The 12,578-nt window shown below is 55.2% G+C and carries 9 protein-coding genes; 2 read left to right on the top strand and 7 right to left on the bottom strand.

Annotated features, from left to right (window positions below; translation table 11 throughout):
• Positions 1-119 precede the first annotated feature (119 nt).
• From UR504_RS08775 to tkt, 5 genes are all read right to left on the bottom strand, one after another.
• Positions 120-974, bottom strand: a complete 855-nt coding sequence (locus UR504_RS08775) for a small-conductance mechanosensitive channel MscS (RefSeq protein WP_111963216.1) — start codon at positions 972-974, stop codon at positions 120-122.
• A gap of 186 nt (positions 975-1,160) precedes the next feature.
• Entirely contained in the window at positions 1,161-2,240 is a 1,080-nt protein-coding gene (fbaA, locus tag UR504_RS08780; RefSeq protein WP_008499731.1) for a class II fructose-bisphosphate aldolase, read from the bottom strand.
• 92 nt (positions 2,241-2,332) lie between these two features.
• The gene (gene pgk / locus UR504_RS08785) at positions 2,333-3,496 is read right to left on the bottom strand and encodes a phosphoglycerate kinase (protein ID WP_023309116.1); all 1,164 of its coding nucleotides are present in this window, start codon (positions 3,494-3,496) and stop codon (positions 2,333-2,335) included.
• Positions 3,497-3,545: 49 nt separating this feature from the next.
• Positions 3,546-4,565: an erythrose-4-phosphate dehydrogenase gene (gene epd, locus UR504_RS08790; protein ID WP_115876238.1), complete on the bottom strand. Its 1,020-nt coding sequence runs from the start codon at positions 4,563-4,565 to the stop codon at positions 3,546-3,548.
• Between the two features lie 325 nt (positions 4,566-4,890).
• On the bottom strand, positions 4,891-6,882 hold the full coding sequence (tkt, locus tag UR504_RS08795; RefSeq protein ID WP_045355615.1) for a transketolase: 1,992 nt from the start codon (positions 6,880-6,882) through the stop codon (positions 4,891-4,893).
• Between the two features lie 272 nt (positions 6,883-7,154).
• On the opposite strand from tkt, the gene UR504_RS08800 reads away from it, so the two are divergent.
• A complete protein-coding gene (locus UR504_RS08800) occupies positions 7,155-7,913 on the top strand; it encodes a M48 family metallopeptidase (protein ID WP_021242066.1) in 759 nt (252 codons plus the stop codon).
• 210 nt (positions 7,914-8,123) lie between these two features.
• Positions 8,124-9,392, top strand: coding sequence for an OprD family outer membrane porin (locus UR504_RS08805; RefSeq protein WP_302237374.1), 1,269 nt, complete (start codon positions 8,124-8,126; stop codon positions 9,390-9,392).
• 52 nt (positions 9,393-9,444) lie between these two features.
• On the opposite strand, the gene speB is transcribed toward UR504_RS08805, so the two are convergent.
• Together speB and speA are read right to left on the bottom strand one after the other, a co-directional pair.
• Positions 9,445-10,365, bottom strand: coding sequence for an agmatinase (speB, locus tag UR504_RS08810; protein WP_008499737.1), 921 nt, complete (start codon positions 10,363-10,365; stop codon positions 9,445-9,447).
• Between the two features lie 230 nt (positions 10,366-10,595).
• Positions 10,596-12,572 (bottom strand): biosynthetic arginine decarboxylase, encoded by a 1,977-nt coding sequence (gene speA / locus UR504_RS08815; protein WP_008499744.1) that lies wholly within the window; start codon positions 12,570-12,572, stop codon positions 10,596-10,598.
• Positions 12,573-12,578 lie beyond the last annotated feature (6 nt).

The following is a 12,578-nucleotide window of genomic DNA, read 5'->3' on the forward strand; positions in this document are numbered from 1 at the left end:
GAGGCTGACTATACTGCGCGAATCACATTAGAGGAAATGGATAATATTAATTGGGTATTAGCGGAGCTTATGAAAGCAAAGCCCGGTGGCGCGAGCGCTTACCGGGCCTATGGGTGACGTTATTCTGCTTCTTTGACTTTTTTGACGTTTACGTCCATCTGCGGGTACGGGAAGCTGATGCCGTTGGCATCGAAGTCGCGCTTAATGCGTTCCAGCACGTCCCAGTACACGTTTTGCAGATCGCTGCTTTTGCTCCAGATACGCACCACAAAGTTAATGGAGGAAGCACCGAGTTCGTTCAGGCGAACCGTCTGCTCTTTGTCTTTCAGAATGCGATCGTCTGAAGCAATGATATTGGTAATCAGCGACTTCACCTGATCGATGTCGGAGTCGTATGCCACGCTGATAATCAGTTCGTTACGACGCACCGGTTCACGGGAGAAGTTAATAATGTTGCCCGCAATGATTTTCCCGTTCGGCACGACCACGATGCGGCCATCAACGGTACGCATAGTGGTTGAGAAAATCTGCACCTGCAGCACGGTTCCGGCAATGCCGCCCAGGTCAACGTATTCGCCGGAGCGGAACGGACGGAAGGTGACCAGCAGCACGCCTGCCGCCAGGTTTGAAAGCGAGCCCTGCAGCGCCAGACCAATGGCCAGACCGGCGGCACCGAGAACGGCGATGACGGAGGCGGTCTGCACGCCCACACGGCCCAGCGCCGCAATCAGCGTAAAGGCGATAACGCCGTAGCGCACCAGTGCGGAGAGGAAGTCAGCCACCGTGGCGTCAATGTGACGGGCCAGCATCACGCGGTTAACCGCGTTCGATACGATACGCGCAACGATCATCCCGACGATGATGATGGCAATCGCCGCGACGATGTTCACTGCATAGCTCAGCAATAGCGCCTGGTTGCGTACCAGCCAGTTACCGGCGTTATTGATGCTGTCTACAACATCGAGTTGTTCCATTTATTCTTCCTTTTGTTAAACCAAAACACAAAATCCATCCCCCATGGAGACAGGCAGGTTCGTAAAGGGTAAACAAAAAGCGCCGGGTTTGCCAAACAGATCACAAAAACAGGTCTGGCAGGGTATTGAAAAAGCATAAAAAAAGGCCCGCATTTGCGGGCCTTCTGATGCTGTTAGCAGCTCAAATTACAGAACGTCGATCGCGTTCAGTTCTTTGAAAGCCTGCTCCAGACGGGTCACCATGGACGTCTGAGCAGCGCGCAGCCATACGCGTGGATCGTAGTATTTCTTGTTCGGCTGGTCTTCGCCTTTCGGGTTGCCCAGCTGGCCCTGCAGGTAAGCTTCGTTCGCTTTGTAGTACTGCAGGATACCGTCCCAGGTTGCCCACTGGGTATCGGTATCGATGTTCATTTTCACAACGCCGTAGCTTACGGAGTCTTTGATTTCCTGAGCAGAAGAACCGGAACCGCCGTGGAAGACGAAGTTCAGGCTGTTGTGCGGCAGGTTGTGTTTCTTAGACACGTATTCCTGAGAATCACGCAGGATGGTCGGGGTCAGAACCACGTTACCTGGTTTGTAAACGCCGTGTACGTTACCGAAGGACGCTGCAATGGTGAAGCGTGGGCTGATCTTGCTCAGCTCGGTGTAAGCGTAATCAACGTCTTCTGGCTGGGTGTACAGGGCAGAAGCGTCCATGTGGCTGTTGTCCACGCCGTCTTCTTCACCACCGGTGCAGCCCAGTTCGATTTCCAGAGTCATGTCCATTTTGGCCATGCGCGCCAGGTACTTAGAGCAGATTTCGATGTTTTCGTGCAGTGACTCTTCAGACAGGTCGATCATGTGAGAAGAGAACAGTGGCTTACCTGTTGCCGCGAAGTGTTTTTCACCCGCGTCCAGCAGACCGTCGATCCACGGCAGCAGTTTCTTCGCGCAGTGGTCAGTGTGCAGGATAACTGGAACACCGTAGTGTTCAGCCATCTGGTGAACGTGGTGCGCACCAGAGATAGCGCCCAGGATTGCAGCACCCTGAGGAATGTCAGTTTTCACGCCTTTACCTGCGATGAACGCAGCGCCGCCGTTAGAGAACTGAACGATAACTGGAGCTTTAACTTTAGCAGCAGTTTCCAGTACGGCGTTGATGGAGTCGGTACCCACGCAGTTAACTGCTGGCAGAGCGAAGTTGTTTTCTTTAGCTACCTGGAACACTTTCTGTACGTCATCACCAGTGATAACGCCAGGTTTTACGAAATCAAAAATTTTAGACATGTTGCTTAGTCCTGTATCTTCGGCCGTTAGAAAAGGTGCGAGCTCTTAAAAGCGCGCTGAAAATTGGGCAGGTTTCCCTGCCCTTGAATGGCTTACTTCTTAGCGCGCTCTTCGAGCATTGCTACTGCTGGCAGTACTTTGCCTTCCACGAATTCGAGGAATGCACCGCCACCAGTGGAGATGTAGGAGATCTTGTCAGCGATACCGAACAGGTCGATTGCTGCCAGGGTGTCACCACCGCCTGCGATAGAGAACGCTTCGCTGTCTGCGATAGCGTTAGCAACGATTTCAGTACCTTTGCGGAAGTTCGGGAATTCGAACACGCCAACAGGACCGTTCCACAGGATAGTTTTTGCGTTTTTGAGGATTTCAGCCAGTTTCTGTGCAGAAACGTCGCCCAGGTCCAGAATCTGCTCTTCGTCTTTGATGTCGTTTACAGATTTCAGGGTCGCGGTTGCGGTTTCGGAGAACTCGGTCGCGACGCGAACGTCAGTTGGAACCGGGATATCACAGGTACCCAGCAGGCGTTTGGCTTCGTCAACCAGGTCTGCTTCGTACAGGGATTTACCGACGTTGTGGCCCTGAGCGGCAACGAAGGTATTCGCGATACCACCGCCAACGATCAGCTGGTCAGCGATTTTAGACAGGGAATCCAGAACGGTCAGTTTGGTAGAAACTTTAGAACCACCAACGATAGCCACCATCGGACGAGCTGGTTCTTTCAGTGCTTTACCCAGCGCTTCCAGTTCGTCAGCCAGCAGAGGACCGGCACACGCTACGTCTGCGAATTTACCGATACCGTGGGTTGACGCCTGTGCACGGTGAGCAGTACCGAAGGCATCCATCACGAATACGTCGCACAGTGCAGCGTATTTTTTGGACAGGGTTTCGTCGTCTTTCTTCTCGCCTTTGTTGAAGCGAACGTTTTCCAGAACAACCAGTTCACCGGCAGCCACTTCAACGCCGTCCAGGTAATCTTTCACCAGGCGAACCGGGTTGGACAGTTTGTCTTTCAGGTAATTAACCACTGGCAGCAGAGAGAACTCTTCGTTGTACTCGCCTTCAGTTGGACGACCCAGGTGGGAGGTGACCATCACTTTCGCGCCCTGCTTCAGAGCCAGTTCGATGGTTGGCAGAGATGCGCGGATACGCGCGTCGCTGGTCACTTTGCCATCTTTAACCGGTACGTTCAGATCGGCACGGATGAAAACGCGTTTACCAGCCAGATCCAGATCGGTCATCTTAATTACAGACATGGTGAATCCTCTCGTTGATTCTTAAAGTTTTGCAGACGCACGATGCGTCTTACCTGAAACCTTGAGCGGCCATTGCTAACGTGGTGTCGAGCATTCGGTTAGCAAAGCCCCATTCGTTATCACACCAGACCAGCGTCTTGATAAGGTGTGCCCCACTGACTCTCGTTTGCGTACCATCGACGATGGCGCTGTGCGGGTCGTGGTTAAAATCTACTGAGACCAACGGTAATTCCGTATAGTCAACTATACCATGAAATGCCCCCTGTGCCGCTTTTTGCAGCAACAGGTTGACTTCACAGGCTTTTACAGGTTTTTTTACCGTCACGCTAAGGTCGATTGCGGTAACGTTAATCGTCGGAACACGCACGGCAATCGCTTCAAACCGGTCATTAAACTGCGGAAAAATTCGGGTGATCCCTGCCGCCAGTTTCGTATCTACCGGAATAATTGACTGGCTCGCCGCGCGAGTGCGTCGTAAATCCGGATGGTAGGCGTCGATAACCTGCTGATCGTGCATTGCGGAATGAATCGTGGTCACGGTGCCGGATTCAATGCCATACGCATCGTCTAAAAGTTTGATGACCGGAATAATGCAGTTGGTGGTACAGGAGGCGTTGGAAACAATGCGGTGTTCGGCCTGCAGCTCATGCTGGTTGACGCCAAACACGACTGTCGCGTCGAGGTCATTACTGCCGGGATGAGAAAACAGGACTTTTTTCGCGCCTGCAGCCAGATGCGCTTCGCCGTGTTCGCGGTTGCCATAAACACCGGTACAGTCAAGCACGACATCCACACCCAGTTCACGCCAGGGTAGCCCGGAAATGCTGTTCTCATGCAGAACACGAATAGCGTCATCACCCACAAAAAGCAGATCTCTTTCCTGGCGCACATCCCAGGCGAAACGTCCGTGGCTGGTGTCATACTTCAATAAATGCGCCATGCCCGCAGCATCCGCCAGTTCATTGATTGCCACCACGGTTATTTCCGCCCGACGTCCGGATTCATACAAAGCACGAACCACGTTACGCCCGATGCGACCGAAGCCATTAATCGCTACGCGTACGGTCATAGATCTCCTGCAAAGCAATCCCTGAGTTTGAGGTGGCTGAAAGAGTAATCCAGCTACGCCCGAAGGGGAATCCTTGCTGTCACAAACTGCGATTGATTGGTCAATTGTCGAACATTTAATCGACTGAAACGCTTCAGCAAGAATAAGCGAATCGGGGAATAAAAGGAATGTCTGTCCAGATGAATAAGCGAGCTATATGACTTGCGTCACATTTTAGGTGGAATAATGACGCAAAAAAAGCCGGGTGGCGCGCTAGCGCTTACCCGGCCTACTTTCGAGCCATTTGTAGACCCGGTAAGCGTAGCGCCACCGGGCAAAACGGCGATTACAGCAGTTCTTTCGCTTTCGCGACAACGTTCTCAACGGTGAAGCCGAACTCTTCGAACAGCTGCTCTGCCGGAGCAGACTCACCGAAGGTGGTCATACCGACGATGGCACCGTTCAGGCCCACGTATTTGAACCAGTAGTCAGCGATACCCGCTTCCACTGCCACACGCGCGGAAACCGCTTTAGGCAGAACGGATTCACGGTAAGCGGCATCCTGCTTGTCAAACGCATCGGTCGACGGCATGGAGACCACGCGCGCCTTCACGCCTTCGGCAGTCAGTTTTTCCCATGCGGCAACAGCCAGCTCAACTTCAGAACCGGTAGCGATGAAGATCAGCTCAGGCTGGCCCGCGCAATCTTTCAGCACGTAACCACCGCGAGCGATGTTCGCCAGCTGCTCAGGGGTACGCTCCTGCTGCGCCAGGTTCTGACGGGAGAGGATCAGCGCGGTTGGACCGTCCTGACGCTCAACGCCGTATTTCCACGCCACCGCGGATTCAACCTGGTCACATGGACGCCATGTGCTCATGTTCGGGGTCACGCGCAGGGAAGCCACCTGCTCTACCGGCTGGTGAGTTGGGCCGTCTTCGCCCAGACCGATGGAGTCGTGGGTGTAGACCATCACCTGACGCTGTTTCATCAGCGCCGCCATACGCACGGCGTTACGGGCATATTCAACGAACATCAGGAAGGTAGAGGTGTACGGCAGGAAACCACCGTGCAGGGAGATACCGTTGGCAATCGCGGTCATACCGAATTCACGTACACCGTAATGGATATAGTTACCGGCAGTATCTTCGTTGATTGGCTTAGAACCAGACCACAGGGTCAGGTTAGATGGCGCCAGGTCAGCGGAGCCGCCCAGGAATTCTGGCAGCCATGGGCCGAACGCTTCAATCGCATTCTGAGACGCTTTACGGCTCGCGATTTTAGACGGGTTCGCCTGCAGCTTAGCGATAAACTCGTTCGCTTTCGCGTCGAAGTCAGACGGCATGTCACCTTTCATACGACGGGTGAATTCAGCCGCTTCCTGTGGGAAGGCTTTCGCGTAAGCAGCGAACTTCTCGTTCCAGGCCGCTTCTTTCGCCTGGCCTACTTCTTTTGCATCCCACTGAGCGTAAATCTCTGATGGGATTTCGAATGCAGGGTGTTTCCAGCCCAGCGCTTCGCGGGTCAGTGCGATTTCTGCATCACCCAGCGGCGCGCCGTGGGAGTCGTGCGTACCCGCTTTGTTCGGTGAACCGAAGCCGATGATGGTTTTGCACATCAGCAGGGACGGTTTGTCCGTCACCGCGCGCGCTTCTTCCACTGCACGTTTAATCGAGTCAGCATCGTGACCATCAACGCCACGCACAACGTGCCAGCCGTAGGCTTCGAAACGTGCTGCGGTGTCGTCGGTGAACCAGCCTTCAACGTGACCGTCGATGGAGATACCGTTGTCGTCATAGAACGCAACCAGTTTACCCAGCTTCAGGGTACCTGCCAGGGAGCACACTTCGTGAGAAATGCCTTCCATCATGCAGCCGTCGCCCATGAACGCGTAGGTGAAGTGGTCAACGATGTCGTGACCAGGACGGTTGAACTGCGCCGCCAGGGTCTTCTCTGCAATCGCCATACCCACGGCGTTAGCAATACCCTGACCCAGCGGGCCGGTGGTGGTTTCTACGCCAGCGGTGTAGCCCACTTCCGGGTGACCTGGAGTTTTGGAGTGCAGCTGACGGAAGTTTTTCAGCTCTTCGATAGGCAGATCGTAGCCGGTGAGGTGCAGCAGGCTATAGATCAGCATAGAGCCGTGGCCGTTGGACAGCACGAAGCGGTCGCGGTCAGCCCATGACGGGTTCTGCGGGTTGTGGTTCAGGAAATCACGCCACAGGACTTCGGCGATATCAGCCATACCCATAGGAGCCCCTGGGTGGCCGGATTTGGCTTTCTGAACTGCGTCCATGCTCAGCGCACGAATAGCATTAGCAAGCTCTTTACGTGAGGACATTTTAACTCCAGATCGGACTGTTAAAGGCCATGCCCTTGACGACAGCGCGTTTTGGGCTACGCCGGAAAAAAGTGCCAACAATGTAACCCAAGCGGCATGCCATGTACATGGACCATTCTTTTGCAGCTTAAGAAATCTCTGGATCATGCTCGCATGTTGCGCAATCTACTCGCCCGGCCCTGTAGATATTCCTTATACTTAGCCCGACACCGGCTTCGCTGACGGTGACCTTTTCGGATTTTATTCAGATTAACGAGTACGGAAGCAACCTCATGAAAATGCGTGCAATAGTGCTGGCCCTGGGTACAACGCTCCTGCTGAGCGGCTGTCAGAATATGGATTCTAACGGTCTGATGACGTCAGGGGCAGAGGCCTTTCAGGCCTATTCCCTGAGCGATGCGCAGGTGAAAGCGCTGAGCGACCAGGCCTGTAAAGATATGGACGGAAAAGCCACGCTTGCGCCGGCCAACAGTACCTACACGCAGCGTCTGAATAAGATTGCTTCCGCGCTGGGCGACAACATCAACGGCCAGCCGGTGAACTACAAGGTGTACATGGCGAAAGACGTCAACGCCTTCGCGATGGCGAACGGCTGTATCCGCGTCTATAGCGGACTGATGGATATGATGACCGACAACGAAGTGGAAGCGGTCATCGGCCATGAAATGGGCCACGTTGCCCTGGGACACGTGAAGAAAGGGATGCAGGTTGCCCTGGGCACCAATGCCATCCGCGCAGCGGCGGCCTCTGCGGGCGGGATCGTTGGCAGCCTGTCACAGTCACAGCTTGGCGACGTGGGTGAAAAGCTGGTTAACTCTCAGTTCTCACAGCGTCAGGAGTCCGAGGCGGATGACTACTCCTACGATCTGTTGCGCAAACGCGGCATTAATCCATCAGGTTTAGCCACCAGCTTTGAAAAACTGGCCAAGCTGGAAGCGGGACGCCAAAGCTCAATGTTTGACGATCACCCGGCCTCAGAAGAACGCGCGCAGCATATTCGCGACCGTATGGCCGCAGACGGAATTAAATAATTTCAGGAGGAGGCAGTTTTGCCTCCTTTTTATTTCGCATGAATTGTTAACTTAACAGCACGTATCGATAACACCCCTGAAAGCCCCGCCAAATCTGCCCTATGGCATTGAAATGTCTGGTCACATAATTATTGCAAAGGTCACTTTTTCCGGTAATTATCACCTCCGCAGTTATTCAAATTAATATATCCAGACAGAGACGTTCCCTCCGTGAAAAAAGAATTATCATTAGTTGCTTTAAGCTTATTTGCCGCATTACCTGCCGCTGCAAGCCAGCAATCCGACAGCCAGGGTTTTATTGACGACAGCCGTCTGGACCTGTTTTTCCGCAATGCGTATATCAGCCGCGACTACCATCAGGGCCAGCAGGACAAAGCCGAATGGGGTCAGGGGATCATCGCCACGTTTGCATCCGGCTATACCGAAGGGCTGGTGGGCTTTGGAGTGGACGGTATTGCTCAATACGGCGTGCGCCTGGACGGCGGTCGCGGCAAGAGCGGCGCAGGCGGCATCGACTTCTTTAAGCAGGAAGACGACGGCCGGGCAAAATCCGATCTGGCAAAGTTTGGCGCAACCGCCAAAATGCGCATCTCGAATACCGTACTGAGCTACGGGAATCAGCGTCCTGAATTGCCTATCGTCAATGCCGACAGCTCTCGCCTGCTGTTTGAAAGCTACACCGGCGCCATGCTGACCTCGAAAGAGATCGACGGCCTGGAAGTTAACGCCGGCTACTTCACCGACGAGCAGCGCAAAAGCGATGACCGCCACGACAGCGGGCTGAAGAGCCTCTCCTTCGGCGGCGCGAGCTACCAGTTTAACGACCAGTTCAGCGGCGCGCTTTACGCCTCTCATAATGAAGAGGTGATGAACAAGCAGTACCTGGGCCTGAACTTCAAGCAGCCGTTCAGCACCGGGCAGCAGCTGGTGCTCGACTTCAACGGCTATAACTCCCGTCTCGATCAGAGTTACGCGGACAGCCTCGACACGGGCCGCAGCAACGCTATCTGGAGCCTGGCGGCGAGCTACATCTGGGATATTCACACGTTCAAAGTGGCGTACCAGCAGAGCAGCGGCAGTACCGGCTACAACTACGGCGGCTATCGCGACAAGGGCGGCGTGGGTGATGGCGGTAACACCATCTGGCTGGCAAACTCTTACTGGTCAGATTTCAACGGCGAAGATGAACGTTCCTGGCAGGCATCCTACGGTCTGGACTTTGGCGGCCTTGGCTTACCGGGCCTGAGCTGGACCACTGCCTACGTACGTGGGGATAATATTAAAACCTCTGAAACCAGCAACGGCAAAGAGCACGAGTGGTTTAACCAGATCCAGTACCAGGTGCAGGATGGCCCGGCGAAGGATCTGAAACTGAAACTGCGCTATTCCGTGCTGCGCGTCTCCAGCAACGCCAGCGATTACAACGTGGGCGGGGACGAGATCCGCGCTTACGTGGAATACCCGTTTAACGTGTTCTAAAGGCAATAAAAAACCTCTCAATAGAGAGGTTTTTTTTCACGCCAGGCGAGGCTTATTCGCCTTTTTTAGCTGCCTGAATGTAGAGCATTTCCAGCGCCAGGGTCGCTGCGGCCAGCGCAGTGATCTCGGACTGGTCATAGGCAGGCGCCACTTCCACCACGTCCATCCCGACAATGTTCAGATCCTTCAGGCCGCGCACCAGCTTGATGGCGCGGTCTGAGGTCAGGCCGCCGATCACCGGCGTACCGGTACCCGGAGCAAAAGCCGGATCCAGGCAGTCGATGTCGAAGGTCAGATAGACAGGCATATCACCCACAATCTGCTTCACCTGAGCGAGGATGTCATCCACGCCGCGGTCGTTAACCTGGCCCGCATCCAGCACGGTGAAGCCGTTATCTTTGTCGAACTCGGTGCGAATACCGATCTGCACGGAGTGGTTCGGGTCGATCAGACCTTCGTTCGGCGCGGTAAAGAACATGGTGCCGTGGTCAAACTCACAGCCGTTCGCATAGGTGTCGGTATGCGCATCAAAGTGTACCAGCGCCATTTTACCGAAGTGCTTCGCGTGGGCGCGCAGCAGCGGCAGGGTCACGAAGTGGTCGCCGCCGAAGGAGAGCATGCGCTTACCGGCAGCCAGCAGCTTCTCGGCGTGCGCCTGCAGCTTTTCGCTCATCTCACGCGCGTCGCCGAAGGCATACACCAGGTCACCGCAGTCCACCACGTTCAGGCGCTCGCGCATGTCGAAGTTCCACGGGAAGCGGTTGTGCTCCCAGGCCAGGTTAGTGGAAACCTGACGGATCGCCGCCGGGCCGTGACGACCACCCGCGCGGCCAGATGTCGCCATATCGAACGGCACACCGGTGATCACCCAGTCAGCGTCGCTGTCGTACGGCTGGAAGTTCATCGGAAGGCGTAAAAAACCAAACGCGTTAGATACCAGAGAGTTATCGTACTGATGACCTAAAGTGCTCATGTCCTGACCTCTTTTAAAGTCGATACATTAAAAACAGATGAAAAAAAATCCCCTCCGCGTCGTTAAACCCGACGAGGAAGGGATTGATTCGTAAATCGCTTATTAGGGCGAATTATCGCCGGTAATGCATACGGGTTCAAGTGAGTATAGCATTCTGCCGGATGGCGGCTTCGCCTTATCCGGCCTACATTCGTAGGCCCGGTAAGCGCAGCGCCAACGGGCATCAACGACTATTCGTCTTCCAGATACGTATATCCGTACAGACCCGCTTCAAACTCTTCCAGGAACTGCTGCTGGAGCGCGTCGTCCAGACCGGTGTTTTTCACCTGATCGCGGAACTGTGTCAGCAGGGTTTTCGGATCGAGCTGAACGTATTCCAGCATGTCCGCCACGGTGTCCCCTTCATCGGACAGCTCAACTTCCACGCTGCCGTCAGGGAACACGAACACGTCCACCGCTTCGGTATCACCGAACAGGTTATGCATGTTGCCGAGGATCTCCTGATACGCGCCGACCATAAAGAAGCCCAGCATCGGCGGGTTCTCCGGGTCGTATTCCGGCATTGGCATTGTCGTTGCGATACCGTCGCCGTCAACGTAGTGGTCGATAGCACCGTCGGAATCGCAGGTAATGTCCAGCAGCACCGCGCGACGTTCCGGGGCGTGGTTCAGCCCTTCCAGCGGCAGAACCGGGAACAGCTGATCGATACCCCAGGCATCCGGCATCGACTGGAACAGCGAGAAGTTGACGTAAATCTTATCCGCCATACGCTCCTGCAGCTCGTCGATAATCGGACGGTGCGCGCGGTTGCTCGGGTCGAGCTGTTTCTGCACTTCATGGCACATGTTCAGATAGAGCTGCTCCGCCCACGCGCGCTCCTGCAGGCTGAAGGTGCCTGAAGAATAGCCCACGTGAATATCGTGCAGGTCCATCTGGCTGTCGTGCAGCCATTCGCGCAGGGAACGACGCGTGCCCGGCTCGTGCATCTCCTGCCAGGTTTCCCACATGCTCTGCAGGGAACGCGGCGCATCGTCTGCCGGCGGCGTCGCTTCGGTGGTTTCGCTGCGCTCAACGCCGATGATGTTCGAGACCAGCACCGTATGGTGCGCGGTGACCGCGCGACCGGATTCGGTAATCACCGTCGGGTGCGGCAGGCCGTTCTCTTCACAGGCATCGCCGATCGCCCAGATGATGTTATTCGCGTATTCGTTCAGGCCGTAGTTCACGGAGCAGTCAGACTGCGAGCGGGTCCCTTCGTAGTCCACGCCCAGGCCGCCGCCCACGTCGAAGCACTGAATATTTACGCCAAGCTTATGCAGCTCCACGTAGAAACGCGCTGACTCACGCACGCCGGTCGCAATATCGCGAATGTTGGCCATCTGCGAGCCGAGGTGGAAGTGCAGCAGCTGAATGCTGTCCAGACGACCGCGCTCGCGCAGGATTTCCACCAGCTGCAGTACCTGGTTTGCCGCCAGGCCGAACTTGGATTTTTCGCCGCCGGAGGACTGCCATTTGCCGGAACCCTGCGACGCCAGACGCGCACGCACGCCAAGGCGTGGCACCACGTTCAAACGCTCGGCTTCTTCCAGCACGATGGCGATTTCGGTCATCTTTTCGATAACCAGATAGACCTTGTGGCCCATCTTCTCGCCAATCAGCGCCAGACGAATGTATTCACGGTCTTTATAGCCGTTACAGACGATCACTGAACGGGTCATGCCCGCATGCGCCAGAACTGCCATCAGTTCAGCTTTGGAACCCGCTTCCAGACCCAGCGGCTCGCCGGAGTGGATCAGAGATTCAATTACGCGGCGGTGCTGGTTCACCTTGATCGGGTAAACCAGGAAGTAGTCACCTTTATAACCGTAGGATTCACGCGCGCGCTTAAACGCGGCGTTAATCGAACGCAGGCGATGTTGCAGGATCTGCGGGAAGCAGAACAGTGCAGGCAAACGCTGGCCCTGAGCTTCACGGGCTTTAACCAGCTTCGCGAGATCCACGCGCGCTTCAGGGACGTCCGGATCCGGGCAGACGCTGATGTGGCCCAGTTCGTTGACGTCGTAATAGTTATTGCCCCACCAGGCAATATTGTAAGTGCGCAGCATCTTGCTGGCTTCCTCGGAGCTCATCGCAACCTCCTGCATAGAACGTAGTACACCCTGTTCGCCCGCTGACGAAGGCGAAAAAGAAGACATGTCGTCAGACATAGCGAA

The sequence above is a fragment of the Enterobacter sp. 241F3 genome, from assembly GCF_034106785.1.
GTDB classification, from domain to species: domain Bacteria; phylum Pseudomonadota; class Gammaproteobacteria; order Enterobacterales; family Enterobacteriaceae; genus Enterobacter; species Enterobacter vonholyi.

Coding starts and splice junctions, on each gene's coding strand:
- UR504_RS08775 (WP_111963216.1), bottom strand. CDS start 974: ATGGAACAACTCGATGTTGTAGACAGCATCAATAACGCCGGTAACTGG.
- fbaA (WP_008499731.1), bottom strand. CDS start 2,240: ATGTCTAAAATTTTTGATTTCGTAAAACCTGGCGTTATCACTGGTGAT.
- pgk (WP_023309116.1), bottom strand. CDS start 3,496: ATGTCTGTAATTAAGATGACCGATCTGGATCTGGCTGGTAAACGCGTT.
- epd (WP_115876238.1), bottom strand. CDS start 4,565: ATGACCGTACGCGTAGCGATTAATGGCTTCGGTCGCATCGGGCGTAAC.
- tkt (WP_045355615.1), bottom strand. CDS start 6,882: ATGTCCTCACGTAAAGAGCTTGCTAATGCTATTCGTGCGCTGAGCATG.
- UR504_RS08800 (WP_021242066.1), top strand. CDS start 7,155: ATGAAAATGCGTGCAATAGTGCTGGCCCTGGGTACAACGCTCCTGCTG.
- speB (WP_008499737.1), bottom strand. CDS start 10,365: ATGAGCACTTTAGGTCATCAGTACGATAACTCTCTGGTATCTAACGCG.
- speA (WP_008499744.1), bottom strand. CDS start 12,572: ATGTCTGACGACATGTCTTCTTTTTCGCCTTCGTCAGCGGGCGAACAG.